The sequence below is a fragment of the Janthinobacterium sp. 67 genome (assembly GCF_002797895.1).
Taxonomy (GTDB): domain Bacteria; phylum Pseudomonadota; class Gammaproteobacteria; order Burkholderiales; family Burkholderiaceae_D; genus Janthinobacterium.
On record NZ_PGES01000001.1, the window covers coordinates 4945192 to 4970458 of the forward strand.

The following is a 25267-nucleotide window of genomic DNA, read 5'->3' on the forward strand; positions in this document are numbered from 1 at the left end:
GAAAACCCCATGGGTAGCGTTTCCCTTCATCTTTATGCAATCTATACACAAGGAAAGAACATGATCAAAGTTGGCATCGTCGGCGGCACTGGATACACGGGCGTGGAATTGCTGCGCTTGCTCGCTACCCATCCAGATGTCGAGTTGACGGCGATTACCTCGCGCAAGGAAGATGGCTTGCCCGTTGCTGACATGTATCCTTCCCTGCGTGGCCATGTCAACCTGGCGTTTACGTCGCCGGACAAGGCCAAGCTGGAGCAGTGTGACGTGGTCTTCTTTGCCACGCCACATGGCGTTGCCATGGCGCAAGCACCAGCCTTGCTGGCCGCCGGCGTGAAAGTCATCGACCTGGCCGCCGACTTCCGCCTGAAAGACCAGGCCAAGTTCGAGCAGTGGTACAAGATTCCCCACACGGCGCCCGAGCTGATCGAGCAGGCCGTGTACGGCTTGCCGGAACTGAACCGCGAAGACATCAAGCAAGCCAAGCTGATCGCCAACCCCGGTTGCTATCCGACCACCATGCAGCTGGGTTTTTACCCGTTGCTCAAGGCGGGGCTGGTCAACGCGGGCGGTTTGATCGCCGACTGCAAGTCGGGCGTGTCCGGCGCCGGCCGCAAGGCGGAAATCGGCATCCTGTTCTCGGAAAGCAGCGACAGCTTCAAGGCCTACGGCGTGGCCGGTCACCGCCACCTGCCGGAAACGACGGCGCAATTGCAGCGTTTCACGGACGAGAAAGTGGCGCTGACCTTCACGCCGCACCTGGTGCCGATGATACGTGGCATGCATTCGACCCTGTACGCGCAGCTGAACAAGGATGTCAGCAATGAAGAGCTGCAAGCCTTGTTCGAAGAGCAATACAAAGACGAGCCTTTCGTCGACGTGATGCCGTTCGGCTCGCATCCGGAAACCCGTTCCACGCGCGGCTCGAACACGCTGCGCCTGGCCTTGCACCGTCCGGAAGGCGGCAATACCGTCATCGTGCTGGTAGTGCAGGACAACCTGGTCAAGGGCGCATCGGGCCAGGCCGTGCAATGCATGAACTTGATGTTTGGCTTGAAAGAAGCGGCCGGTTTGCAACACATCGCCGTGATGCCGTAACGATACGCGACGGTGCTTGCGCGGGTCCGGCGCCTTTTTGCCGGACCTGTGATAAATTGGACTGCCACCTACCCGACAGGATGACGTTCATGTTCGAGCGCAACGCGAAAAACCCCATCGACACCTTGATCGGCGCTTCCACGCGGATCGAGGGCGACCTGCTGTTTTGCGGCGGCCTGCGCATCGACGGCCATGTGCGCGGCAACGTCACGGGCGAGCCGGGCGAGCCCACGTATGTGGTGCTGGGCGAGGCGGGCCGTATCGATGGTGAAGTGCGCTGCTCGAGCCTGGTCGTCAGCGGCGAGATCAATGGTCCCGTGTACGTGTCCGAAATGCTTGAAATCCAGCCAAAAGCCCGCATTGTAGGTGAGGTCTATTACAAGGTGCTGGAAATGCACAGCGGCGCATTGGTGCAGGGCAAGCTCAGCCGGCACGACAGCGCAGACCCGGTGCTGCACCTGGCCGTGTCGGAAATGTGAGCAGGAACAACACCGGCCTGCCGCGTCAGCGGCGGCCGCAGCGCGACTTGCGCCAACAGTCTATAATGACTTAATGTTTTCTAGTAGGAGTGCCTGATATGAATGCCGTCGCTGAAATGCAAGATGTGATCCCTTCCCCTATTATCTTTACCGATAGCGCCGCTGAAAAAGTCGCGCAGCTGATCGAAGAAGAAGGCAATCCCGACCTGAAATTGCGCGTATTCGTGCAGGGCGGCGGCTGCTCCGGTTTCCAGTATGGCTTCACCTTCGATGAAATCGTCAACGAAGATGACACCACCATGGTCAAGAACGGCGTCCAGCTGTTGATCGATTCCATGAGCTACCAGTACCTGGTCGGCGCGGAAATCGACTACAAGGATGACCTGGAAGGCGCGCAATTCGTGATTAAAAACCCTACCGCGACTTCCACCTGCGGTTGCGGTTCCTCGTTCTCGGTATAAAGTAGTTTTATCGGAATGTAAAAATAGCGGATCATCGATCCGCTATTTGTGTTTCTGTGCCCGCTTAGCGCGGATACAGCGCGCCCAATACCCTCAGCCCCTGCGCTCCCGTCACGGCCGGCAAGTTACCCGGCTTGCGCTGCGTAAAACGCCAGGCCAGCCACGCAAAGGCCAGCGCCTCGACCTGGCTGGGCGCCACGCCCAGCGCTGCCGTCGATTCCACCGCCATGCCCGGTAATGCACGGGCCAGCGCCGCCATCAGGCTGGCGTTCTGCGCGCCGCCGCCACACACGTACACGGTTTCCGCCCGCGCCCCGTCGCGCGCGATGGCGTGCGCCAGGCTGGCGGCCGTCAGCTGCGTCAGGGTCGCCTGCACGTCGGCCGGATTGGCTTGCGCATAGTTGCTCAGCTTGCCCTGCAGCCAGTCGGCATGGAACAGGTCGCGTCCCGTGCTTTTCGGCGCCGGCAAGTCAAAATACGGTTCATCGAGCAAATCTGCCAGCAGCGCGGGGATGACCTGGCCTGTCTCGGCCCAGGCGCCGTTGGCGTCATAGGGTTGGCCCAGGTGCCGCAAGACCCAGCCATCCATCAGCGCATTGCCCGGCCCCGTATCGTAGCCCGTCACCGTGCCGTCCGCGTGCAGTACGCTGATATTGCTGATGCCGCCGATATTGGCCAGCACGCGCGTGTGGCCGGGCAGATTGAAAATGGCCTGGTGAAAAGCGGGCACCAGCGGCGCGCCCTGGCCGCCGGCCGCCACGTCGCGGCTGCGCAAGTCGGCGATGACGTCGATGCCCGCCAGTTCAGCCAGCAGGGCAGGGTTGTTCAACTGGCGCGTAAAGCCCAGCTCGGGTCGGTGGCGGATGGTCTGGCCATGCGCGCCGATGGCGGCAACGGCGTCCGGGCCGATGCCCGCTTTGCTCAAGAGCATGGCGACGCAATCGGCGTAATGGCGTACCAGTTGATTGGCCGCCAGCGCTTCGCGTTCGATTTCATTCTGGCCAGCACTTTGCAAGGCCATCAGGTCGGCGCGCAGGCTGGCGGGGAAGGGAATGTAGGCGTCGCCCAGGCTGCGCGTGCCGCCATCGTCGGAAAAGTCGACCAGCGCGCCATCGACGCCATCGAGGCTGGTGCCCGACATCAAACCGATATACAGCATGGGGTACTCCTTGAGTGCTCAGTGGTGGGATGCATTGTGCCGTATTTGTGCCGTACGCAAAAGCGCGCGGGGAAAAACAAAGGCACCGGCCATCTGCATGGGCGGTGCCTTTATATATTGCCCGAAGGCAGTGTTGCTTAGCGCGAAGCCAGTGCCGTGTCGTTCGGACGCAGCAGGGTGAAGCGGTGCATCATGTCAGCCGACACCATGCGGAAGCGGCTCAGCTCGGCGGCCGTCAATGGCGCCTGTGCTTGTACGTTCAGCTTGCTTGGGTCTTGTGCCACGCCGCCGACGCGGAATTCATAGTGCAAATGCGCGCCCGTGGACCAGCCGGTGGTGCCGACGTAGCCGATCACATCGCCCTGGCTGACTTTTTGACCTTTTTTCAGGCCCGAAGCGAAGCGGCTCATGTGGGCGTAGGCGGTGCTGTAGTTGGCCCAGTGTTTCAGGACGACAACATTGCCATAGCCGTTTTGGCTGCCGACGGAATCGACCACGCCATCGCCCGAAGCGCGGATAGGTGTACCGGTTGCTGCAGCGAAATCGATGCCCTTGTGCGCTTTCCAGTTGCCGGAAATCGGGTGTACGCGCATGGAGAAGCCGGACGAGATACGGGAAAATTCGAGGGGGGATTTCAGGAAGGCTTTTTTGAGGGACTTGCCGTCGAAACTGTAGTAACCGCCGCCTTGCTTGCTGGCTGGGTCTTCGAACCAAACGGACTGGTAAGTCGTGCCGCGGTTGGTGAATTCACCGGCCAGGATGCGGCCCGCTCGGACAAATTCGCCATCTTGCCAGAATGTTTCGTAGACAACATTAAACGAGTCGCCGCGTTTCAGGTCGGAGCGGAAGTCGATATTGGTGGAGAACATTTCCACGATTTGCGCGGAAATCGAGTCTGGCAGGCGGGTGCCGTCCAGGCTGGAGTCGGTGGCGGCGAACAGGGTGGAGGTAATCTTGCGCGCGTGCATTTCAACGCGGCGTTCCAGCTGGGCTGCCACTTCCTTGGCCACGAACTTGTCGCCCTTGCGGGTGATCAGGATGTTCTTGACCGATTTGTCCGTGCCGTCGACGAGGGTGGCGCGCATCCAGTTGAGGTCGCCGTTTTCGGTGGTTTGCGCTTGTACGCGCTTGCCCGATTTCAGCAACATCACGCCGCGCGCGATCTTGTCGGTTTTGATGAAATTGGCGGCCGCCTGATCATCCACGCCGAGACGGGTCAGCAGGGTGGCGAGGGTATCGCCAGCGCGGACTTTTTCTTCGTGGGTGAAATTCTGGTCTACCTGTTCCATCGCGGAAATTTGCGAGGCGATGTCCGGCATTTCCAGGTTCTGGGCGATGGACGTGACGGGCAGGTCCGATGCGTCCGGCGCCATGGGCGACACAGCGACCGCGCCGAAGGCGGCCACGGCGAGCAGCACCGCGGACGCACCAATAATGCGTGCCTTGCGGGTCGTCGTCAGCTGTGTGTACAGGCGTGAGCCTGTGATTTTATGTATAGGGTTCATGCAATCAGTTAAAATTTGCCCTTGAACGTGACCTGAGCTAGCGCTCTTTGTTATTGTTATTTTGATTCGTTTTCATACGGCAAGATTGATGGGATCGAGCATTATAGCAAACTCCGCAAACCTACTACCATTTTGAGATCTACAGTCAAATTTTATGGAAATCAACACCACCGCATCGCCTACAAAGGCTAACGCCGCTCAGACCGCGCTTCCGCTGTCTGACAGAGTACAAGAAGCCCTCGCGATTACCAAGCGTGGCGTCGACGAACTATTGATCGAAAGCGAATTTGCGCAAAAATTAGCACGCTCCGAGAAAACCGGTGTTCCGCTGCGCATCAAACTGGGCCTGGACCCGACCGCACCCGACTTGCACCTGGGCCACACTGTCGTGCTGAACAAGATGCGCCAGCTGCAAAACCTCGGCCATCAAGTCATTTTCCTCATTGGCGACTTCACGTCCATGATCGGCGACCCTTCGGGCCGCAACGTCACGCGCCCGCCGCTGACCAAGGAACAGATCGAGATTAACGCGATGACGTATTTCGCGCAAGCATCTTTAGTACTGGACGCCAGCAAGACGGAAATCCGCTATAACTCCGAGTGGTGCGATCCGCTGGGCGCGCGCGGCATCATCCAGCTCGCTTCCCACTACACGGTGGCGCGCATGATCGAGCGCGACGACTTCACCAAGCGCTTCCAGGGCGGCATTCCTATTTCCGTGCATGAATTCCTGTACCCGCTGATGCAGGGCTATGACTCGGTGGCCCTGAAATCGGACCTGGAACTGGGCGGCACGGACCAGAAGTTCAACCTGCTGGTGGGCCGCGAACTGCAAAAGCAGTACGGACAGGAGCAGCAGTGTATTTTGACCATGCCGCTGCTGGAAGGTTTGGACGGCGTGGAAAAAATGTCCAAGTCGAAGAACAACTACATCGGCATCACGGAACCGGGCAACACCATGTTCGCCAAGCTGATGAGCATTTCCGACGTCATGATGTGGCGCTACTACGAGCTGCTGTCGTGGCGCTCGATCGACGAGCTGGCGCAGCTGAAGCGCGAAGTCGAGGAAGGCCGCAATCCGCGCGACGCCAAGGTTGCACTGGCGCAAGAGATCGTTGCCCGCTTCCATTCGCAGCAGGCGGCCGAAGATGCGCTGGCGGACTTCGTCAACCGCTCGAAAGGCGGCATTCCCGACGATATTCCGGAAGTGAGCCTGGCTGGCGCGCCGCTGGGCATCCCGCAATTGCTCAAGCAAGCCGGTCTGTGCCCATCCACGTCGGAAGCCATGCGCAAGATCGACCAGGGCGGCGTGCGCATCGATGGCACCGTCATCAGCGACAAGGGCTTGCAAGTGGAAGCCGGCCAGTTCGTGTTGCAAGTTGGCAAGCGCAGCTTTGCGCGCGTCACCTTGACGGCATGATCGCGCTGCTGCAGCGCGTCACGCAAGCCAAGGTGGATGTCGCCGGCGCCACCATCGGCGCCATCGACGCCGGGCTGATGGTGCTCGTGTGCGCCGAGCGGGGCGATACGGAGAAGGAAGCGGACGCCCTGCTGGCCAAGCTGCTCGGCTACCGCGTGTTTGCCGACGAGGCGGGCAAGATGAACCGCAGCGTGACGGACGTGGCCGGCGGCTTGCTGCTGGTGCCCCAGTTTACGCTGGCGGCCGACACCAAGTCCGGCACGCGCCCGTCGTTTACGCCGGCGGCCGCGCCGCAGGACGGCTTGCGCCTGTTCACGCATTTCGTGGACCAGGCGCGCAGCCGCCATGCGACCGTGCAAACGGGGCGGTTCGGCGCCGACATGCAGGTGTCGCTGACGAACGACGGCCCCGTCACGTTCTGGCTGCAAGTGAATGCCAAATAAGCGCAAAGCCATAACTATAAAGAGGAGCAAGCGATGAAATTGTGGAGCGAGACGTTTCGTGATGGCGGCCTGATGCCGGCCGACTATGCTTTTGCCGCGATCGATCCGGCCAGCCGCGTGCGCCTCGCCGGCAACCGCAATCCCCATCTGGCCTGGGACGATGTGCCCAACGGCACCGAGTCGCTGGCCCTGTTCTGCATCGACCCCGATGCGCCGCAGGACGCCAGCCTGGCCAACCGCGATGACCAGGCCCTGCCGCTGACGGCGCTGCGCGGCGACTTTTATCACTGGAGCTTGCTCGACGTGCCGCCGGCCATGCGGGTTATTGCTGCTGGGGAATTTTCCAGTGGCATCACGCCGCGTGGCAAGGCGGCCGCTCCCGGGCTGCGCCAGGGCATCAACGACTACACGGGCTGGTTTGCCGGCGATGCCGCCATGGCTGGCGATTATTACGGTTATGATGGCCCGTGCCCGCCATGGAATGACGAGCGCATCCACCACTATATTTTCCGCCTGTACGCGCTCGACGTGCCGCAGCTGGCTTTGCCCGGGCGTTTCACGGGGCAGCAAGCCCATGCCGCCCTGTACGGCCACATCCTCGACGAAGCCCAGCTCGTCGTCGCCTACTCGCTCAACCCCGAGTTGGCACTTACCCTGAAGAAATAAAGCATGAGCACCACGATTTTATTGATACGCCATGGCGAGACGGCCTGGAATGCGGGCCGCCGCCTGCAGGGCCATATCGACATCGCCTTGAACGAGGCGGGCCTGGCGCAAGCGGCCGCGCTGGGACAGGCGCTGGCGGACGAACCGCTGGCCGCCATCATCGCCAGCGACCTGCGGCGCGCGCAGCAGACGGCGCAAGCCGTTGCCGATGTGAAAGATGTATCCGTGCAAACGGACCCCTTGCTGCGCGAGCGCTGCTATGGCGCCTTTGAAGGCTTGCTGTATGCGGACATCGCCGCGCGCTATCCGCATGAGTATGCGCAATGGCAATCGCGCCAGATCGACGCCGTGATGCCGTCGGGCGAGCGCCAGGCCGAAAGTTTCCGCCAGTTCTATGCGCGCGCGAACGATGCCATCGTCCGCTGGGCCGAACAATATGACGGCCAGACCATCGCCATCGTGGCGCACGGCGGCGTGCTCGAGTGCGCTTACCGCGAGGCGGTCGGCATGACGCTCGACAGCCCGCGCGACTTCCAGGTCAAGAATGCCAGCGTCAACCGGTTTTCGTACGCGGACGGCAAGCTGCATTTAGTGCACTGGGGAAATATCGAGCACCTGAGCGCACCCGCGATGGACGAGCTGGGCTAAGCGACCCCATCCTCACTCTGACGCACTGAGCTAAAAAAATAGTGCTTATTAAATAGGCAGGTAATCGGTTAAAATAGCAGGTTCCTCCGTCCATTCCAGGTTCCTCAGTGCAAATCGGCCCTCACATTCTGCGCAATAACGTTTTCGTCGCTCCCATGGCGGGTGTGACGGATCGGCCTTTCCGCCAGTTGTGCAAGCAGTTGGGTGCCGGCTATGCCGTGTCGGAGATGGCGGCGTCGAATCCGCGTCTGTGGGCGACGGAAAAAAGCGCGCGCCGCACTGACCACGAAGGCGAAATGGAGCCGAAAGCCGTGCAGATCGCCGGCGCCGATCCGCAAGACCTGGCCGATTGTGCCAAGTTCAACGTGGACCGGGGCGCGCAGATCATCGACATCAACATGGGTTGCCCCGTGAAAAAGGTGTGCAACAGCTGGTGCGGTTCGGCCCTGTTGCAAAACGAAAGCCTGGTCGAAAAGATCTTGCACGCCGTCGTCAACGCCGTCGACGTGCCCGTCACCCTGAAATTTCGCACGGGCTGGAACCGTGAAAACAAGAATGCCCTGAAAATCGCCCGTATCGCCGAGCAAGCCGGCATCCAGATGCTGACCTTGCATGGCCGCACGCGTGCCGATGGCTACAAGGGCGATGCCGAATATGAAACCATTGCTGCGGTGAAAGCATCGGTGGGCATCCCCGTGGTGGCCAATGGCGACATTACCAGCCCGGAAAAGGCCCGTTTTGTACTCGATCAAACGGGCGCCGATGCCGTCATGATCGGCCGCGCGGCACAGGGCCGGCCGTGGATTTGCCGTGAAATCGACCATTTTTTGCGCACTGGTACTTTATTGCCGGCGCCGTACGTGGATGAAGTGCGGACCTTGATGGATGAGCATTTGCGCGCCCATTACGCGTTTTACGGCGAATTCCTCGGCGTGCGCACGGCGCGCAAGCACATCGGCTGGTATGTGAAAGACCTGGAAGGCGGCGAAGCGTTCCGCCAGCAAATGAACTTGCTGGAGTCGACGGACGCGCAATTGCTGGCCGTCGATCAATTTTTTGAGTCGCAATGGAAATTTGGCGAACGGTTACAATACCGCCTCTCCGAATCCAGTGAAAGTGGCCTGGTAGAAGCGGCCACGGCAGCATGAGCAGATAGCAGCAAGCAGGGTAGTCAGTGATCAGCAGTACAAGGGCGAGCGCCTATACAGAGCGTCATGCAATATTAATTACAACACCGAGGCAAGAGGGCAGCACGCGGACCGCATGAGCGACGCGGCACCGGATGGCCAGGTGTTCAGCCGGTTGAAGCATACAAATGAGCAAAGAAAGCATTCAGGAAGTCGTACAGAAAAGTCTAGAAGATTACTTCAATGACCTGGGCGAACAGCAAGCATCGAATATTTACGACATGGTCGTGCTGACCGTGGAAAAGCCCATCCTGGAAGTCGTGATGACACGCGCCGATGGCAACCAGTCGCATGCCGCGCAGATGCTGGGCATCAACCGCAATACCTTGCGCAAGAAATTGCAGGAGCACGGTTTGCTGTAATGCCGGCATGCAAGTGACGCCAAGATTTGAATCCGCCGCAGCCTCAGCCCTGCGCCATTCGCCAAGAACACTTAACCACCTAGCCACAGCCATGATCAAACAAGCTCTCCTCTCCGTTTCCGACAAGACCGGCGTTCTCGAATTCGCCCGCGCCCTGTCCGCCCTCGGCGTCAACCTCCTGTCCACCGGCGGCACCGCCAAATTGCTGGCAGACAACGGTGTTCCTGTCACGGAAGTTGCCGATTACACGGGTTTCCCGGAGATGCTCGATGGCCGTGTGAAAACCCTGCACCCGAAAGTGCACGGCGGTATCCTGGCGCGCCGCGATTTCCCTGAGCACATGTCGAAACTGGTCGAGCACGACATGCCGACCATCGACATGGTGGTGGTCAACCTGTACCCGTTCCAGGGCACGGTCGCCAAGGCCGATTGCACACTGGAAGACGCGATCGAAAACATCGATATCGGCGGCCCGACCATGCTGCGTTCGGCGGCCAAGAACCACAAGGACGTGGTCGTCATCTGCGATCCGACCGACTACGACGCGGTGCTGGCGGAAATGCGCTCGGCCGACGGTAAGGCAGGCGACGTCAGCTACGACACCAAATTCATGCTGGCGAAAAAAGTCTTTGCGCACACGGCGCAATACGATGGCGCCATCACCAACTACCTGACCAGCCTGGGCCCGACGAAAGTGCACGCCGAGCGCGGCGCCTATCCGCAAATCCTGAACGTGGCCTTTGAAAAAGTGCAAGACATGCGCTACGGTGAAAACCCGCACCAGAGCGCCGCTTTCTACCGCGACCTCGTCACCACCGATGGCGCGCTGGCCAACTATCGCCAGCTGCAAGGCAAGGAATTGTCGTACAACAACATCGCCGACGCTGATGCGGCCTGGGAATGCGTGAAGAGCATGGGCGGCTTCGAACAAAGCGCCGCTTGCGTCATCGTCAAGCACGCGAACCCCTGCGGCGTAGCCCTGGGCAAGAATGCGGCGGAAGCGTATGCGCGCGCCCTGCAGACGGACCCGACCTCGGCGTTCGGTGGCATCATCGCCTTCAACACGGAACTCGACGGCGCCACCGCCGGCGAAATCGCCAAGCTGTTCGTCGAAGTGCTGATCGCCCCGTCGTTCTCGGCCGAAGCGAAACAGATTCTGTCGAGCAAGCAAAACGTGCGCATGCTGGAAATCCCGCTGGGCGCGGGCGTCAACGCCATGGACTTCAAGCGCGTCGGTGGCGGCTTGCTGGTGCAATCGCCGGATGCGAAGAACGTCGGTATCGGCGACTTGCGCGTGGTCAGCAAGCTGCAGCCAACGCCGCAGCAGCTGGCCGACCTGATGTTCGCCTGGAAAGTGGCGAAATTCGTCAAGTCGAACGCCATCGTCTTCTGCGGCAATAACATGACCCTGGGCGTGGGCGCTGGCCAGATGAGCCGTATCGACTCGGCCCGCATCGCTTCGATCAAGGCGCAAAACGCGGGCCTGTCGCTGACCGGTTCGGTGGTGGCGTCGGACGCCTTCTTCCCGTTCCGCGACGGCCTCGACGTCGTCGTCGACGCGGGCGCGACCTGCGTCATCCACCCGGGCGGCTCCATGCGCGACCAGGAAGTGATCGATGCGGCGGACGAGCGCGGCGTCGTGATGCTGTACACGGGCACGCGTCACTTCCGTCATTAATATCGATGGAGAAAGTAGGTCGGATTAGCGGGGCCGCAGGCCGCGCGTAATCCGACAGGCGCGGTTGGCGACGCAGTCGGATTACGCGTACCGCTAATCCGACCTACAGCTACTCCAAAAAGTACTCAGCGGCAGGCACCGGTTATTCACCGGTGCCTGCCGTATTCATTATAGAATCTGGCGATGATTATTCTTGGCATCGATCCTGGCTTGCGCACCACCGGCTTTGGGGTCATTGAAAAACACGGCAACAAGCTGCGCTATATCGCGTCGGGGACCGTCAAGACGGGTTCCGAAGGGGAATTGCCGCCGCGCCTGAAGGTCATCCTGCAGGGTGTGGGCGAGATCGTCGGCACCTACCAGCCCGATTGCGCGGCCATCGAAAAAGTGTTTGTCAACGTCAATCCCCAATCGACCTTGCTGCTGGGCCAGGCGCGCGGCGCGGCCATTTGCGCGCTCGTGCATGCCGATTTGTCGGTGGCCGAATACACGGCGCTGCAAGTGAAACAGGCCGTCACGGGCCATGGCAAGGCGGCCAAGGAGCAGGTGCAGGAAATGGTGTCGCGGCTGCTGTCCCTGCCCGGCTTGCCCGGCACGGATGCGGCCGATGCCCTGGGCGTGGCCATTTGTCACGCCAACAGCATCGATGCGCTGGCCATGATAGGCGCGCTGGCGCCGCAACTGCAGGGCTTGCGCATGAAGCGCGGCCGTTTAGTTGGATAATCACCCTGAAATTTAACATTAGGAACACGCGATGATAGGCCGTCTCTCCGGTATTCTGCTTGAAAAGAATCCGCCACAATTGCTGGTCGATTGCCAGGGCGTCGGCTATGAAGTCGACGTGCCGATGAGCACTTTTTACAACTTGCCCCACGTGGGCGAAAAAGTCGTGCTGTTCACGCACCAGGCCATCCGCGAAGATGCGCATTTGCTGTTTGGCTTCGGCAATGCGGCCGAGCGGGCCGTGTTCCGCCAGCTGATCAAGATCACGGGCGTGGGTGCGCGCATGGCGCTGTCGATTCTTTCCGGCATGACGATTGCCGACCTGGCGCAGGCCATCACCCTGCAGGATTCCGGCCGTTTGGTGAAAGTGCCGGGCATCGGCAAGAAGACGGCCGAGCGCCTGTTGCTGGAATTGAAGGGCAAGCTGGGAGCCGATATCGGCGCCGGCGGCGCGCATGCGGCGCCCGACGCGCAATCGGACATCCTCAACGCCCTCGTTGCGCTCGGTTATTCGGACAAGGAAGCGCTGGCCGCCGTGAAGAACGTGCCGGCTGGCACCGGTGTGTCGGACGGCATCAAACTGGCGCTGAAAGCGCTGTCGAAAGGCTGATAGGGCATGAGCATCCAGACCGACAGCTTCACGGAACAGCGCATCATCGACGCGGCGCCCATCTCGCACAACGAAGAGGCCATCGAGCGGGCCTTGCGCCCCAAGCAGTTAGATGAGTACGTGGGGCAGGAAAAGATCCGCGACCAGCTCGAGATTTTCATCACGGCCGCGCGCCAGCGCAAGGAAGCGCTCGACCACACTTTGCTGTTCGGCCCGCCTGGCCTGGGCAAGACGACCCTGGCGCACATCATCGCGCGCGAAATGGGCGTCAATTTGCGCCAGACTTCCGGCCCCGTGCTCGAGCGTCCGGGCGACCTGGCGGCGATCCTGACGAACCTGGAAGCGAACGACGTGCTGTTCATCGATGAAATCCACCGGCTGTCGCCGGTCGTCGAGGAAATTTTATATCCGGCGCTTGAGGATTATCAGATCGATATCATGATCGGCGAAGGCCCGGCGGCCCGTTCCGTGAAGCTCGATCTGCAACCGTTTACCCTGGTCGGCGCCACCACGCGCGCCGGCATGCTGACCAATCCGCTGCGCGACCGCTTCGGCATCGTCGCGCGCCTCGAGTTTTATAACACGGGCGAATTGACGAAGATCGTCAGCCGCAGCGCCGCCTTGCTGAAAGCGCCCATCGACCCGGAAGGCGCGCGCGAGATCGCCCAGCGCGCCCGTGGCACGCCCCGCATCGCCAACCGTCTGCTGCGCCGCGTGCGCGATTTCGCGGAAGTCAAAAGCAATGGCGAAATCACCAAGGTGGTGGCCGACCGGGCGCTGGCCATGCTCGATGTCGATTCCGTCGGCTTCGACGTGATGGACCGTAAATTGCTCGAAGCCGTGCTGTTCAAGTTCGGCGGCGGCCCCGTCGGCATCGGCAACCTGGCGGCCGCCATCGGCGAAGCGGCCGACACCATCGAAGACGTGCTGGAGCCGTATCTGATCCAGCAAGGCTTCTTGCAGCGCACGCCGCGTGGCCGTGTCGCCACGCCGGCAGCCTATTTGCACTTCGGCGTCAGCGCGCCGCGCATGGGCCCGGGCGGCGAAGCGTGGGAACTGTGATGGCGCAAGAAGGTATGCCAGGCATGCAGATCTGGATCGACGCCGATGCCTGTCCCGTCGTCATCAAGGAAATTTTGTACCGCGTGGCCGACCGCCTGGAGTTGCCGCTCACCCTGGTCGCCAACCAGGGCTTGCGCGTGCCGCCGTCGCGTTTCATCCGTACCGTGCAAGTGCCGTCCGGCGCCGACGTGGCCGACCAGGAAATCGTGCGGTTGCTCAATCCCGGCGACCTCGTCATCACGGGCGACATCCCGCTGGCCGCCGACGTGCTGGCCAAGGGCGGTTATGCGCTCAATCCGCGCGGCGAGTTTTACACGAAGGACAATATCGCCCAGCAACTGACGATGCGCGCCTTCATGGAAGAGCTGCGCAGCGGCGGCGTCGACACGGGCGGCCCGGCCGCCTTCAACCAGTCGGACCGGCAACAGTTCGCCAATAGCCTGGACCGGCATTTGAGCAAGCATCACCGCAAGCCGGCGGCGGTAGTGCGGCAGACGTAAAAAAACCGGCGCAAGCCGGTTTTTTTGTGCGCATAAAGCTTAACGCATGACTTTTTTCGTGCCCACCACTTCCACCGTTACGCGGCGGTTCTTGGCGCGCCCGGCGGCACTCGTGTTGTCGGCCACCGGCTGCGTTTCTCCCTTGCCTTCCGTATAGACGCGGTTCGTTTCCACGCCTTGCGCCACCAGGTAAGCCTTGACGGCTTCGGCGCGGCGCAAGGAGAGCTTCTGGTTGTAGGCGTCAGGGCCGACGGCATCCGTATGGCCGACCGTGACGATGACTTCCAGATCCATGCCTGTCAATTGACCGAGCAGCTGGTCCAGCGCCGCCTTGCCTTGTGGCTTGAGCGCCGATTGATCGAAATCAAACAGCGCTTCGGAAGCAAACGACACTTTTTCCGACACGGGTGCCGGTGCCGGCTTGGCCTCGATCAGCGGTGGCGCCACCGTGACGACGGGCGCCGCTTCTGGCGCCGGCTGGTAGGCGGGCGTGGCGCTGGCCGGGCGGCCCAGTTTGTACACGAGGCTGACGGAATACAGGTCCGCATCGCCACGGTTGCCGACGGCGTCGTTCAGGCGATAACGCTCGACTTCGCCACGCAGGGCCAGCGCTTCGCTGAACTTGTATTCCAGGCCCAGGCCCAGCTTGGCGTTGAGCTTGCGCTCGCTGGCATGGGTATTGGCCGAGCCCAGCAGGCGATTGCCGCTGAATTCCGTGTTGGTCTTGGTGTAGTGCATGCCGACGCGGCCCAGCAAGGACAGGCGCTGCGACAGCGGCAGCTGGCCCAGCAAGTCCAGGTTCACGCCGCGAAAGGCCGCTTGCCCGTTCAGCACGCCGTTGCCGCTGGTGGTCGACTTGAAATCGAACTTGCCCAGGTCAAAGTAGCCTGCTTCCACGGCGAAATACTGGTTCAGCTGGCGGCCGGCAAACAGTTTATAGCCGGTGTCGCGCTGGTCCTTGCTGAAGCCGGTAACGGTTTCGCCGTTGGCGGCCAGGCTGGCGCGCAGGCGCGGCTCGTCGATGGTGGCGCGCGACTGGCCCACGCCCGCGCCGATGTACCAGGCGCTGTTGGCCCAGTCCGGATTGATGAAGGTATTGTCCTGCGCCTGCGCCGATTGCGCCGCCAGCAAGGCGCCGGTCATGACGCCCAGGGCGCCCAGTGTGTGTGCGATAGTCATGGTCATGTCCCGGTTATTTGGTGATCTGGTTGTTGCGCAGGGTAACGGCGGCAGCCGTCAGCACGCGGCCATTGAGCAGGGTCGTGTTGTCGCCCACCGTGATGGCGGCCGATTGGCCCAGGATATTGCCCTTGAAGACGCTGTTCGCGGCCAGGGTGGTCGGGCCGACGGGCAGCCAGGTGACGTTGTCGGCCGTGGCGCCATTGTTCAGGGCAACTACCGAATTGACGGTCGAGTTCAAGGTCAGCGCCGTGCGGAAGATGTACACGCCGGGACCGTTCAGGGTCAGGGTGCCCGTGATGCTGATGGCGCCCGCATAGCAATACACGCCGGGGCCGAAAGTCTGGCCACCGAGGTCGACGCCGCCGGCAAAGCTGACGTCGCAAGTCCGGCTATTGCCGTCCGTGATCGCCGCTTGCAGATCCGTCATGGCGCCGGCCAGGATGGCGCCCGACTTGTAGTTGGTAAAACCTGCCGCCTGGGTCGGGTCGACCGTTTGCGAAGGCGAACCGACGTCGCCCGTGACCAGGGTCGTGCCGCCCGAATTATTCGTGATCGAGGTGCCGGCCAGTACGCCGAACGATGCGGCGCGGCCCAGGAGGATCGGATTGAGGACGGGCGGGATGGCAACGGCCGTGACGGTCAGCAGCGCGCTGCCCGACTGGCCGCCGGCCGTGGCCGTGATGCTGCTGGTACCGGCGGCAATGCCGGTGGCGACGCCCGTGTTCAGCACGCTGGCATTGGCAACGGTGCCCGACGTCCAGGCGGCGCTGTTGGTGATGATGGCGTTCGAGCTATCCGAATACGTTGCCGTGGCAATGAATTGCTGCTGGGCACCGACAACGATGCTGGCGGTGGCTGGCGTGACGGCAATGCTGACCAGGGTAATGGCAGGCACGGTGACGGTGGTGCTGGCTGTCTTGCCGTTGAAGCTGGCATTCATGACGCTGGTACCAAAGGTAACGCCGGTGACGAGGCCGCCGCTGGCGACGGTGGCCGAAGCTGGTGTGGCGGAAACGAAGCTGCTGCCGGACGTGACGTCAACGCTGCTGCCATCCGAATACGTGGCAAGGACGGCCAGCTGGCGCGTCGCGGCGACGGGCACGATGGGGTTTTGCGGCGTGACGGCGATCGACAGCAAGGTCGCCGGGGTGACGGTCAGTACGGTGCTGGCCGTGAGCGTGCCCGTGGTGGCCGTGATCTGCGTCGTGCCGGCAATCTTGCCGAGGGCCAGGCCGCCAGCGGCGATGCTGGCCGTGGCGGGGTTGGCCGAGGCAAAGGCCGAGACGGCCGTGACGTCGCGCGTGGCGCCGTCGCTGAAGCTGCCCGTCACCGTGAATTGCTGCGTTGCGCCGATGGCAATGGCTGGCGCGAGCGGCACGATGGCAATCGCCGTCAAGGTGGCGGGCGAGACGGTCAACTGGGCCGCCGCACTCTTGCCGCCGAACGTGGCGCTGATGCTGCTGTTGCCGGCAGCGATGCCGGTGCTCAAGCCCGTGGCGGCATTGACTGTCGCGCTGGCCGACGTGGCCGACGTCCAGGCCGCCTTGGCGCTGACGTCTTGCGCGGAGCCGTCGCTATACGTGGCGATGGCCGTAAATTGCTGGCCCGCGCCGATGGCGACCGTGGCCGTGGCTGGCGTGACGGCCAGGCTGGACAAGGTGGCAGCCGGCAAGCCGAGGATGGGATCGCGTCCCTGGTCGCCGCCGCCGCAACCGGCCAGGGTGGCCATGGCCAGCAAACCTGCCGAGACGAGCAGCGGGTTCAGATATCGCTTGAAGAGATTCATATAGTTCCTTTGTGCATGGCAATTATTGCCGGTCATCCGCGGATGAGGTCATCCGGCAGAGCCATGCCGCCTTTCGCTACAGGGCGATGGCGTCACAGGCATGCACTATTTCATCTAGGAAACTTCAAGTATGTTCGGTGGCGCGCATAGGCGCTTGGCATTCGGAGATAGGTTCAAAAAAAGGCGATTCGGCCTGAAAAACAACGGATGTGTGCGGTAAACAGACGCAAAAAAGCCGGCGCTAAGGCCGGCTTCATCAGGGCAGGGAGGGGCTTACTCTTCGCGCACCCACGTCTGCGAACGGCCAAACATCGGCACGCCGATGTAGCCGCGCACTTGCAGCTTGGTGCCGCCTTCCGTCAGTTCCGCCTTGCTCTTGTAAGTCTTGCCATTGGCCGGGTCCGTGATTTCGCCGCCCGTCCATTCCTTGCCGTCATATTTCAGGCCGGACAGGATCACCATGCCGACGATGGGCTGGTCTTTCTTGGCGCCCGTGCACTTGTCGCACTTGGGATTCTGGTCTTCGTCCGGGCCGCGGAACAGCTTGTCGATCTTGCCTTGCAAGACGCCGTTGCTTTCCGTGATGACGATGAGGGATTTCGGCTTGCCGCTGGCGTCGTCGATGGTTTTCCACGTGCCCACGGGGGTAAAGTTGCCGTCGCGCGCGGTGGCGCTGCCGGCGATGGCCAGGGCGGCCACCAGTACGCTTGCTTTGAATACTTTATGCATCGCTAGTCTCCATTGGTTTTTTGATCGTGTCACGAACAGTTATATACCAAGGCAAGGCCAGCAGTGCTGCGCGGCGTCACGGATGACGCCGCGCAATCCTTCCAAACTTGCCTTATGCGCTGGCTAGTTTAGCAAACTGTTCGCGCAGTTTTTCAATTGTCGCCGAAAAACTGAGCAAGCGCTCGTTTTCTTGCGCAACGATGGCGGCGGGGGCGCGCGCGACAAAGCTTTCATTGCCTAATTTGCTGTTTACTTTGGCAATTTCCGCTTCGATGCGAGCGATTTCCTTGCCCAGGCGCTCGCGTTCGGCGGCCACATCGATTTCCACCTTCAGCATCAGCTTGGTCGTGCCGACGATGGCGACGGCCGCTGGCGAGTCCGGCAATGCATCGACGATCTGCACGTCGGCCAGCTTGCCCAGCGACTGGATGTACGGTGCGTACGACGCCAGTGCTTCTTTCTCGCTGGCATTGCCTGCTTCGACGATCAGCGGCACGCGCACGGAAGGCGAGATTTGCATTTCGCCTCGCAGGTTGCGCGTCGCATCCGTCAAGGCTTTCAGCTGCTGCATCCACGCTTCGGCCGCTTCATCGATCTTGTCGGTGTTGGCGATCGGATACGGCTGCATCATGATGGACACGCCCTTGGGCTCACCGTCGGCCTTCGGCAGCTTGCCGGCCAGCGGCGCAACGCTCTGCCACAGGGCTTCCGTGACGAAGGGGATGATCGGATGGGCCAGGCGCAGCACCACTTCCAGCACGCGCAGCAGGGTGTGGCGGGTGGCGCGCTGCTGGCCTTCCGTGCCCTGTTGCACTTGCACCTTGGCTACTTCCAGGTACCAGTCGCAATACTCGTCCCAGACGAATTTATAGATCGATGCGGCGATATTGTCGAAACGGAAGTCTTCAAAGCCCTTGGCCACGTCCAGTTCCGCTTTTTGCAGCAACGAGATGATCCACTTGTCCGCTTGCGACAGGTCGGCGTCGTTCGGCGTGCAATCCTTGCCTTCCGTATTCATCATGACGAAACGGGTGGCGTTCCACATCTTGTTGCAGAAGTTGCGGTAGCCTTCGCAGCGGCCCAGGTCGAAATTGATGTTGCGGCCCAGCGAAGCGTAGCTGGCCATGGTGAAGCGCACGGCGTCCGTGCCGTAGGCCGAAATGCCTTCCGGGAATTCCTTGCGCGTGGCCTTGGTGATCTTTTCCGCGTCGCGCGGGTTCATCAGGCCCGTCGTGCGCTTGACGATCAAGCCTTCCAGGTCGATGCCGTCGATCAGGTCGATCGGGTCCAGCGTGTTGCCCTTCGACTTGGACATTTTCTGCCCCGTCGAATCGCGCACCAGGCCGTGCACGTAGACGGTTTCAAACGGTACCTTGCCCGTGAAGTGCGCCGTCATCATGACCATGCGCGCGACCCAGAAGAAGATGATGTCGAAACCCGTGACCAGCACGGACGAGGGCAGGAAGGCCTTCATGTCCGGCGTTTCTTCCGGCCAGCCCATGGTCGAGAACGGTACCAGGGCGGACGAGAACCAGGTGTCGAGCACGTCGTCGTCGCGTTTCAACGGCCCCGTGCTGCCGGCGGCCTGCGCCTTGGCTTGTGCCTCGGCTTCCGTCTTGGCGACGAAGATATTGCCCTTGTCGTCGTACCAGGCGGGGATTTGATGGCCCCACCACAGCTGGCGCGAGATGCACCAGTCCTGGATGTTGTTGAGCCACTGGTTGTAGGTGGTGCTCCAGTTTTCCGGCACGAACTTGATTTCGCCATTGGCGACTTTATCGAGCGCCGTTTCCGCGATCGATTTGCCCGGGAAGAACGTGCCTTCCGGGGCCGGCTTGCTCATGGCGACGAACCACTGGTCCGTCAGCATCGGCTCGATGACGACGCCCGTGCGGTCGCCGCGCGGCACCATCAGCTTGTGCGGCTTGACCTGTTCCAGCAAGCCTTGCGCGTCGAGGTCGGCGACGATCTGCTTGCGCGCGGCAAAGCGGTCCATGCCGCGGTAGGCTTGCGGCGCGTCGTCGGTGATCTTCGCGTCCAGGGTCAGGATGACGATCTGCGCCAGTTTATGGCGCTGGCCCACGGCGTAATCGTTCATGTCGTGCGCGGGGGTGATCTTGACGCAGCCCGTGCCGAATTCCTTGTCGACGTATTCGTCGGCGATGATGGGGATTTCGCGGTCGGTCAGCGGCAGTTTCAGCATCTTGCCCACCAGCGCAGTGTAGCGCTCGTCCGTCGGATCGACGGCCACGGCCACGTCGCCCAGCATGGTTTCAGGACGGGTGGTGGCCACCGTCAGGAAACCGCTGCCGTCGGCCAGCGGGTATTTGATGTACCACATGGAGCCGTCTTCTTCCTCGGACACCACTTCCAGGTCGGACACCGCCGTGCCCAGCACGGGGTCCCAGTTGACGAGGCGCTTGCCGCGGTAGATCAGGCCTTGCTCGAACAGGCGCACGAAGACGTCGGTAACGACTTTCGAGCGCGGCTCGTCCATCGTGAAGTATTCGCGCTGCCAGTCGGCCGAGGCGCCCAGGCGGCGCATCTGGCCGGTGATGATGGAACCGGATTTTTCTTTCCATTCCCACACTTTTTCCACGAATTTCTCGCGGCCCAGGTCATGGCGCGAAATCTTTTGCGCGTCCAGCTGGCGTTGCACGACGATTTGCGTGGCGATGCCCGCGTGGTCGGTGCCGGGTATCCAGGCCGTGTTGTGGCCCAGCATGCGGTGGTAGCGTGTCAGGCCATCCATGATGGTCTGGTTGAACGCATGGCCCATGTGCAGGGTGCCGGTGACGTTCGGCGGCGGCAACTGGATGCTGAAGGAAGGTTTTCCGGCATCGAGGGTGGCGGTAAAGTAACCGCGCTGTTCCCACTCGGTGCGCCAGAATTGTTCAATGTCGGCGGGCTCGAAAGACTTGGCTAATTCCATGATTTGGCGTGTGATTGGCAAAAGGAACCATTATAGATGACGCGGCATCGCCTGCAGCGTGGCTAGCGTCCTTTTTCAGTGTTTTGGCGGCCTGGCGGGCCGCGAACTAACAACAGATGGCGCAATAAAACGGGGGTAAAAGGGTGGCCGATGCTATAATGCCGGCCTCGGCGCCTCCTGCCCCATCCTTGCGGACGGCGCCAGCAGACGCGGTTGTATCCAAGTTTCATATCCAACACACGTCCGCGTCTCAAGGCCAGCGCATCCGCGATGCCAGCCACTTTCAGTGCGTCCCCTTCGGGCCGGGCGCCTGAGCCACGCGCACCGCCAGCGGTGCACCATTCACGGCGGAATCAACGCGGCTCATTGCACGCCGCTGCCGCCACAGCTTAGCCAGGAATCTTGCTGCCTGGCCAGTCGTCTTTCGATACGGCACTCCTCAGCGCGCCTTTGGCGCCTGTGGCCGCGCCATGGCCGCTCTCTTTTCCTGGTTTCGCCTATACAAGGAAACCAGCATGAAAAAAATCTCGATCACCGTCGGCCTCGTTTCGACCATCGCCACCGTGGGCGCCTTGCCTGCGGCCCACGCCCAATCGTCCGTTGATGTGTATGGCTTGATGGACGCGGGCCTGGTGCAGGAAGGCGGCGTCAGCAAGCTGACCAGCGGCATATCGGCCGGCTCGCGCCTGGGTTTGCGCGGCACGGAATCGCTGGGCAATGGCTTGCAAGCCGTGTTCACCCTGGAAGCTGGCGTCCTGAGCGACACGGGCCGCTCCGACCAGGCGGGGCAATTGTTCGGCCGCCAGGCTTTCGTCGGCATCGACAGCCCGCTGGGCATGCTGACCGTGGGCCGCCAGTACAACCTGCAAAGCCAGGCCTTGACCGACGTGGCCGATCCGTTCGAGGGCGGCTTTGCCGGCGCGGCAACCAATCTGGCCGGCTATTCGGCCACGCGCATCGACAATACCGTGCGCTATTCCACACCTGAAATGCGCGGCGTGACGGCCACGGTCCTGTACGGCTTTGGCGAACACACGGGGATTGCGGCCGACCAGCGTTCACTGGGCCTGGCCCTCGGCTATGTCAATGGTCCATTGACCCTGCGCCTGGCGCGCCAGAGCCGTGCCGGCGAGCCGGGCAAGGCCGACGTGAACAACACCATCTTGGCCGGCAACTACAACTTCGGCGTGGCGACGGCCTTTGCCGGCTATGGCCGCAACACGGGCGACGGCAGCACCATGTTCTTTGGTGGAAATCCGTACGGCGCGGCGCAGGCGCCGGCCCAGTCGACCGACAGCCGCGACGCCATCGTCGGCGTGTCCGTGCCGCTGGGCGCGACGACCTTGCTGGCCTCGTACGTGCACAAGGATGACCGCGATGCGGCCAATCGCGATGCGCGGCAGCTGGCCGTCGGCGCCACGTATGCCTTGTCCAAGCGCAGCAAGGTGTATGTTGCCTACGCGCACATCCGCAACCGCAACGACGCCGCCTACATGGTGGGCAATGCCACGGAAGTGGGCACGGGCAACCGCGCCTTCAACGTCGGCCTGCGCCACGCGTTTTAAGACTGTGCGCTAAACGGGCAGCATGCTGCCTTCGAGCAGCAATGTTTCGAAGGCGGGGGCGGCCAGCGGGCGGCTGAACAGGTAGCCCTGCATCTGGTCGCAGCCGTGCTGGCGCAGGAAGGCCAGCTGCTGCTCCGTTTCCACGCCTTCGGCGATCACTTTCAGGCGCAGGCTGTGCGCCAGCGAAATGATGGCGCGCACGATGGCCGCGTCGTCGATGCTGTGCGTGATGTCGCTGACGAAGGTCTTGTCGATTTTCAGCACATCGATGGGGAAGTGGCGCAGGTAGGCCAGGCTGGAATAGCCGGTGCCGAAGTCATCGATCGACAGTTGCACGCCCAGCGCCTTCAGCTTGGCCATGATGGTCGTCGCTTGCTCCACGTCATGCATGACCATGCTTTCCGTCAATTCCAGTTCCAGGTGGGCGGCGTCGAGTCCCGTGTCCGCCAGCGCCTGTGCCACCGCGTGCAGCAGGTTCTTTTGCTTGAATTGCCGCGCCGACAGGTTGACGGCCAGGCGCAACGGGCCATGGCCTGCCAGTTGCCAGGCGCGCGCCTGGGCGCATGCCGTGCGCAGCACCCAATCGCCGATGGGAATGATCAAGCCCATTTCCTCTGCCAGGCCGATGAAGCTGGCAGGCGGAACACGCCCCAGCTGCGGATGTTGCCAGCGCAGCAGCGCTTCCATGCCCACCACCGCGCCGCTGGCCAGGTCCAGCTGGGGCTGGTATTCGAGGTGGAATTGCCCCCGTTCCAGCGCGTGGCGCAACTCGCTCTCCAGTTCCAGCCGCTCCAGGGTGCCCGCATTCATGCTCGAGGCATAGAATTGCCAGTGGCCCCGTCCCTGTTCCTTGGCGCGGTACATGGCGATGTCGGCATGCTTGATCAGGGTGTCGGCATCGACGCCATCGTCGGGATACACGGCCACGCCCATGCAGCAGCTGAGAAAAAATTCATATTCGCCCAGTTGCAGCGGCTGCGCCACGGCGTCCTGGATGCGTTGCAGGATGGCGGCGCCCGGTTCGCCATTGCCGTGCTGGGGCAGCAACAGCACGAATTCATCGCCGCCCAGGCGCGCCACTGTATCGACTTCGCGCGTGGCGTCGCACAGGCGCTCGGCCACGTTTTTCAGCACCAGGTCGCCCGCATCGTGGCCAAGGGTATCGTTGACGAATTTAAAGCGGTCGAGGTCGATGAAGACCACCCACAGGGGCTGGCCGCTGCGCCGTGTCACTGCCATCGCCTGCTCCAGCCGTTCGCGCAGCAGGGCCCGGTTGGCCAGGCCCGTCAGGATATCGTGCCTGGCCTGGAATTCCAGTTCCTGTTCGAAACGCATGACGGTGCTGATGTCGTATTGCGCCACGACAAAGTGGCTGACTGGGCCATCGCCGTCGTCGCGCACGGGGGCGACGAACAGCTCGCTCCAGTAGCTGCTGCCATCCTTGCGGAAATTGCGCACGATGGCCTTGCCTTCGCGCTGTTCGCGCAGGGCCGCCGTAATGGCGTGCATGTCTTGCCGTCCTTGCTCGGGGCCCTGCAAGTCTTCCAGGCGCTGGCCGATGACTTCGCCGGCCGCATAGCCGGTGATGCGCTCGAAGGCGGGGTTGACGTATTCGATCAGATAGCCCGGTGCGTCGGCGCTGCACAGGATGATGGCGTTGGCCGATACTTCGATGATGCGTTCGCGCAAACGCAGCGACTTTTCATTGTGCATGCGCGCGGCGATGTCTTCGGACAGGCGCAAATTGGCAAACTGCAGCGCCGCCGTGCGCTCGCCGGTGATGCGGGCAATCACGGAGTTGCGCGACACCAGCTGATACACATACGCGGCCGCCAGCAGGCTCGACAGCAATCCACCCAGCAGCACATACAGCGAACCGCGATGGTTGGCGTCCAGGCCCATGCCTTTGGCCGGCAGCAGCGCGGCGCCCAAGGTGTGCCCGCTGGCGTGGTACTGCAGCAGCAGCCGTGCGCTTTCCGCCTCGATCTGGCGCGCCGAGGCGTAGCACAGGGCCGTCAGGCACAGCCCGAACGCCAGGGTGAGCAGGGCCGAGGTGGAAACGGAAATGGAGATGCGTTTGAAGAATGATTGCATGGTGGTCCCGTGGCAGCGCCGGTGCCGATCCATGATCAGGCAGGCCGGGCAGTGACTGACTGTAGGGTGCGCGGCGAAATGCCGTCCGTTCGCTACCGAACGGACGGCAATGCTGACAAGAAATATAGTCGGGTCACTGTGCCAGCGCTGTGTTACGCTGCACCACATGGCGCCCCTCGTTCGGACGCCTTTCATCGATCCCCTAGCTGACGACTGGAAAACAGGAAACCTGCCCATGTCGAGTCCGCATGCCCAGTTGCACAACCCGAATCAAAACCATTTGCTCGCCGCCATGCTCGACGCCGATTTCGCGCGCCTGGCCCCCCACCTGGAGCAAGTATCGATGCTGCTCGGTGACGTGATCTACGATTCGGGCGACAAGCTGCAGCATGTGTATTTCCCCACCACGGCCATCGTTTCCATTCATTACCTGCTGGAAAACGGCGGCTCGTCGGAAATTGCCGGCGTCGGCAATGAAGGCGTCGTGGGCGTGTCGCTGTTCATGGGCGGCAACTCGACGCCGAGCCGCGCCGTCGTGCAGACGGGTGGCGTCGGCTACCGGCTGAAGGCGCATTTGCTGATGGAGGAATTCGACCGCGCCGGTCCCGTCATGCGCTTGCTGCTGCGCTATACGCAAGCGCTGATCACGCAAATGTCGCAGACGGCCGTGTGCAACCGCCACCATACGGTGGAGCAGCAGCTGTGCCGCTGGCTGCTGCTGACCATGGACCGCCTGCCGAACCGCGAGCTGACCATGACGCAGGAATTGATTGCCAACATGCTGGGCGTGCGCCGCGAAGGCGTGACGGAAGCGGCCGGGCGTTTGCAGACGCGCGGCTTCATCAGCTACCGGCGTGGCCATATCTCCGTGCTGGACCGCGCCGGCCTCGAAGGCCATGTGTGCGAATGCTATGGCGTGGTGAAAAAAGAATTCACGCGCCTGTTGTCGGACGTGCGCCAGCGCCAGGCGCACTGAAT

The 25267-nt window shown here is 62.1% G+C and carries 23 protein-coding genes; 16 read left to right on the forward strand and 7 right to left on the reverse strand.

Translation table 11 applies throughout. The features are described from left to right. The first annotated feature begins 60 nt into the window (after positions 1 to 60). The 3 genes from argC to erpA all read left to right on the forward strand — a co-directional run bounded on the left by argC (position 61) and on the right by erpA (position 2038). Positions 61 to 1098 (forward strand): N-acetyl-gamma-glutamyl-phosphate reductase, encoded by a 1038-nt coding sequence (gene argC / locus CLU90_RS22200; protein WP_092716811.1) that lies wholly within the window; start codon positions 61 to 63, stop codon positions 1096 to 1098. Between the two features lie 89 nt (positions 1099 to 1187). After that, positions 1188 to 1577: a bactofilin family protein gene (locus tag CLU90_RS22205; protein WP_034785332.1), complete on the forward strand. Its 390-nt coding sequence runs from the start codon at positions 1188 to 1190 to the stop codon at positions 1575 to 1577. Positions 1578 to 1675: 98 nt separating this feature from the next. Next, positions 1676 to 2038, forward strand: coding sequence for an iron-sulfur cluster insertion protein ErpA (gene erpA, locus CLU90_RS22210; protein ID WP_029496047.1), 363 nt, complete (start codon positions 1676 to 1678; stop codon positions 2036 to 2038). A gap of 64 nt (positions 2039 to 2102) precedes the next feature. Here erpA and CLU90_RS22215 read toward each other — a convergent pair whose 3' ends face one another. Next, entirely contained in the window at positions 2103 to 3197 is a 1095-nt protein-coding gene (locus CLU90_RS22215; RefSeq protein ID WP_100428916.1) for an anhydro-N-acetylmuramic acid kinase, read from the reverse strand. 137 nt (positions 3198 to 3334) lie between these two features. After that, positions 3335 to 4702, reverse strand: coding sequence for a M23 family metallopeptidase (locus CLU90_RS22220; protein WP_100428917.1), 1368 nt, complete (start codon positions 4700 to 4702; stop codon positions 3335 to 3337). 154 nt (positions 4703 to 4856) lie between these two features. On the opposite strand from CLU90_RS22220, the gene tyrS reads away from it, so the two are divergent. The 11 genes from tyrS to CLU90_RS22275 all read left to right on the forward strand — a co-directional run bounded on the left by tyrS (position 4857) and on the right by CLU90_RS22275 (position 14001). After that, positions 4857 to 6122, forward strand: a complete 1266-nt coding sequence (gene tyrS, locus CLU90_RS22225) for a tyrosine--tRNA ligase (RefSeq protein WP_092716817.1) — start codon at positions 4857 to 4859, stop codon at positions 6120 to 6122. Then, the gene (gene dtd / locus CLU90_RS22230; protein ID WP_100428918.1) at positions 6119 to 6565 is read left to right on the forward strand and encodes a D-aminoacyl-tRNA deacylase; all 447 of its coding nucleotides are present in this window, start codon (positions 6119 to 6121) and stop codon (positions 6563 to 6565) included. Before tyrS ends, dtd begins: the two co-directional genes overlap by 4 nt. A 33-nt stretch (positions 6566 to 6598) precedes the next feature. Continuing rightward, positions 6599 to 7231: a YbhB/YbcL family Raf kinase inhibitor-like protein gene (locus CLU90_RS22235; protein WP_100428919.1), complete on the forward strand. Its 633-nt coding sequence runs from the start codon at positions 6599 to 6601 to the stop codon at positions 7229 to 7231. Positions 7232 to 7234: 3 nt separating this feature from the next. Then, complete coding sequence (locus tag CLU90_RS22240) at positions 7235 to 7879, forward strand: histidine phosphatase family protein (RefSeq protein ID WP_100428920.1); 645 nt, start codon at positions 7235 to 7237, stop codon at positions 7877 to 7879. A 107-nt stretch (positions 7880 to 7986) separates the two neighbouring features. Further along, complete coding sequence (gene dusB, locus CLU90_RS22245) at positions 7987 to 9027, forward strand: tRNA dihydrouridine synthase DusB (protein ID WP_092716825.1); 1041 nt, start codon at positions 7987 to 7989, stop codon at positions 9025 to 9027. Positions 9028 to 9194: 167 nt separating this feature from the next. Further along, on the forward strand, positions 9195 to 9428 hold the full coding sequence (locus CLU90_RS22250; RefSeq protein WP_008445162.1) for a helix-turn-helix domain-containing protein: 234 nt from the start codon (positions 9195 to 9197) through the stop codon (positions 9426 to 9428). A gap of 91 nt (positions 9429 to 9519) precedes the next feature. Beyond that, complete coding sequence (gene purH / locus CLU90_RS22255; protein WP_092716828.1) at positions 9520 to 11106, forward strand: bifunctional phosphoribosylaminoimidazolecarboxamide formyltransferase/IMP cyclohydrolase; 1587 nt, start codon at positions 9520 to 9522, stop codon at positions 11104 to 11106. 183 nt (positions 11107 to 11289) lie between these two features. Beyond that, positions 11290 to 11829 carry a crossover junction endodeoxyribonuclease RuvC gene (gene ruvC, locus CLU90_RS22260; RefSeq protein WP_092716830.1) on the forward strand — a complete coding sequence of 180 codons (540 nt, stop codon included), beginning with the start codon at positions 11290 to 11292 and terminating at the stop codon, positions 11827 to 11829. Between the two features lie 31 nt (positions 11830 to 11860). Continuing rightward, positions 11861 to 12439, forward strand: a complete 579-nt coding sequence (gene ruvA, locus CLU90_RS22265; RefSeq protein WP_034749203.1) for a Holliday junction branch migration protein RuvA — start codon at positions 11861 to 11863, stop codon at positions 12437 to 12439. Positions 12440 to 12445: 6 nt separating this feature from the next. After that, complete coding sequence (ruvB, locus tag CLU90_RS22270) at positions 12446 to 13501, forward strand: Holliday junction branch migration DNA helicase RuvB (protein WP_092716833.1); 1056 nt, start codon at positions 12446 to 12448, stop codon at positions 13499 to 13501. A 23-nt stretch (positions 13502 to 13524) separates the two neighbouring features. Further along, on the forward strand, positions 13525 to 14001 hold the full coding sequence (locus CLU90_RS22275) for a YaiI/YqxD family protein (protein WP_100429538.1): 477 nt from the start codon (positions 13525 to 13527) through the stop codon (positions 13999 to 14001). A gap of 39 nt (positions 14002 to 14040) precedes the next feature. Here the strand turns inward: CLU90_RS22275 and CLU90_RS22280 are convergent, their stop codons facing one another. From CLU90_RS22280 to CLU90_RS22295, 4 genes are all read right to left on the reverse strand, one after another. Further along, positions 14041 to 15180, reverse strand: coding sequence for an OmpA family protein (locus CLU90_RS22280; protein ID WP_100429539.1), 1140 nt, complete (start codon positions 15178 to 15180; stop codon positions 14041 to 14043). Between the two features lie 13 nt (positions 15181 to 15193). Next, the gene (locus CLU90_RS22285) at positions 15194 to 16969 is read right to left on the reverse strand and encodes an ice-binding family protein (RefSeq protein WP_232731295.1); all 1776 of its coding nucleotides are present in this window, start codon (positions 16967 to 16969) and stop codon (positions 15194 to 15196) included. Between the two features lie 273 nt (positions 16970 to 17242). Continuing rightward, positions 17243 to 17698, reverse strand: coding sequence for a DUF2147 domain-containing protein (locus CLU90_RS22290; protein WP_100428921.1), 456 nt, complete (start codon positions 17696 to 17698; stop codon positions 17243 to 17245). Positions 17699 to 17810: 112 nt separating this feature from the next. Beyond that, complete coding sequence (locus tag CLU90_RS22295) at positions 17811 to 20630, reverse strand: valine--tRNA ligase (RefSeq protein WP_100428922.1); 2820 nt, start codon at positions 20628 to 20630, stop codon at positions 17811 to 17813. Positions 20631 to 21145: 515 nt separating this feature from the next. Between CLU90_RS22295 and CLU90_RS22300 the strand changes: the two genes are divergently transcribed. Next, complete coding sequence (locus CLU90_RS22300) at positions 21146 to 22195, forward strand: porin (protein WP_092716841.1); 1050 nt, start codon at positions 21146 to 21148, stop codon at positions 22193 to 22195. Between the two features lie 9 nt (positions 22196 to 22204). Here CLU90_RS22300 and CLU90_RS22305 read toward each other — a convergent pair whose 3' ends face one another. Further along, positions 22205 to 24289: a putative bifunctional diguanylate cyclase/phosphodiesterase gene (locus CLU90_RS22305; protein ID WP_232731296.1), complete on the reverse strand. Its 2085-nt coding sequence runs from the start codon at positions 24287 to 24289 to the stop codon at positions 22205 to 22207. A gap of 235 nt (positions 24290 to 24524) precedes the next feature. On the opposite strand from CLU90_RS22305, the gene CLU90_RS22310 reads away from it, so the two are divergent. Beyond that, on the forward strand, positions 24525 to 25265 hold the full coding sequence (locus CLU90_RS22310) for a Crp/Fnr family transcriptional regulator (protein WP_100428924.1): 741 nt from the start codon (positions 24525 to 24527) through the stop codon (positions 25263 to 25265). Positions 25266 to 25267 lie beyond the last annotated feature (2 nt).

What these genes read in the sequence shown, in the direction of transcription:
- argC (WP_092716811.1), top strand. Translation starts at nt 61, where the DNA reads ATGATCAAAGTTGGCATCGTCGGCGGCACTGGATACACGGGCGTGGAA.
- CLU90_RS22205 (WP_034785332.1), top strand. Translation starts at nt 1,188, where the DNA reads ATGTTCGAGCGCAACGCGAAAAACCCCATCGACACCTTGATCGGCGCT.
- erpA (WP_029496047.1), top strand. Translation starts at nt 1,676, where the DNA reads ATGAATGCCGTCGCTGAAATGCAAGATGTGATCCCTTCCCCTATTATC.
- CLU90_RS22215 (WP_100428916.1), bottom strand. Translation starts at nt 3,197, where the DNA reads ATGCTGTATATCGGTTTGATGTCGGGCACCAGCCTCGATGGCGTCGAT.
- CLU90_RS22220 (WP_100428917.1), bottom strand. Translation starts at nt 4,702, where the DNA reads ATGAACCCTATACATAAAATCACAGGCTCACGCCTGTACACACAGCTG.
- tyrS (WP_092716817.1), top strand. Translation starts at nt 4,857, where the DNA reads ATGGAAATCAACACCACCGCATCGCCTACAAAGGCTAACGCCGCTCAG.
- dtd (WP_100428918.1), top strand. Translation starts at nt 6,119, where the DNA reads ATGATCGCGCTGCTGCAGCGCGTCACGCAAGCCAAGGTGGATGTCGCC.
- CLU90_RS22235 (WP_100428919.1), top strand. Translation starts at nt 6,599, where the DNA reads ATGAAATTGTGGAGCGAGACGTTTCGTGATGGCGGCCTGATGCCGGCC.
- CLU90_RS22240 (WP_100428920.1), top strand. Translation starts at nt 7,235, where the DNA reads ATGAGCACCACGATTTTATTGATACGCCATGGCGAGACGGCCTGGAAT.
- CLU90_RS22250 (WP_008445162.1), top strand. Translation starts at nt 9,195, where the DNA reads ATGAGCAAAGAAAGCATTCAGGAAGTCGTACAGAAAAGTCTAGAAGAT.
- purH (WP_092716828.1), top strand. Translation starts at nt 9,520, where the DNA reads ATGATCAAACAAGCTCTCCTCTCCGTTTCCGACAAGACCGGCGTTCTC.
- ruvC (WP_092716830.1), top strand. Translation starts at nt 11,290, where the DNA reads ATGATTATTCTTGGCATCGATCCTGGCTTGCGCACCACCGGCTTTGGG.
- ruvA (WP_034749203.1), top strand. Translation starts at nt 11,861, where the DNA reads ATGATAGGCCGTCTCTCCGGTATTCTGCTTGAAAAGAATCCGCCACAA.
- ruvB (WP_092716833.1), top strand. Translation starts at nt 12,446, where the DNA reads ATGAGCATCCAGACCGACAGCTTCACGGAACAGCGCATCATCGACGCG.
- CLU90_RS22275 (WP_100429538.1), top strand. Translation starts at nt 13,525, where the DNA reads ATGCAGATCTGGATCGACGCCGATGCCTGTCCCGTCGTCATCAAGGAA.
- CLU90_RS22280 (WP_100429539.1), bottom strand. Translation starts at nt 15,180, where the DNA reads ATGACTATCGCACACACACTGGGCGCCCTGGGCGTCATGACCGGCGCC.
- CLU90_RS22285 (WP_232731295.1), bottom strand. Translation starts at nt 16,969, where the DNA reads ATGAATCTCTTCAAGCGATATCTGAACCCGCTGCTCGTCTCGGCAGGT.
- CLU90_RS22290 (WP_100428921.1), bottom strand. Translation starts at nt 17,698, where the DNA reads ATGCATAAAGTATTCAAAGCAAGCGTACTGGTGGCCGCCCTGGCCATC.
- CLU90_RS22295 (WP_100428922.1), bottom strand. Translation starts at nt 20,630, where the DNA reads ATGGAATTAGCCAAGTCTTTCGAGCCCGCCGACATTGAACAATTCTGG.
- CLU90_RS22300 (WP_092716841.1), top strand. Translation starts at nt 21,146, where the DNA reads ATGAAAAAAATCTCGATCACCGTCGGCCTCGTTTCGACCATCGCCACC.
- CLU90_RS22305 (WP_232731296.1), bottom strand. Translation starts at nt 24,289, where the DNA reads ATGCAATCATTCTTCAAACGCATCTCCATTTCCGTTTCCACCTCGGCC.
- CLU90_RS22310 (WP_100428924.1), top strand. Translation starts at nt 24,525, where the DNA reads ATGTCGAGTCCGCATGCCCAGTTGCACAACCCGAATCAAAACCATTTG.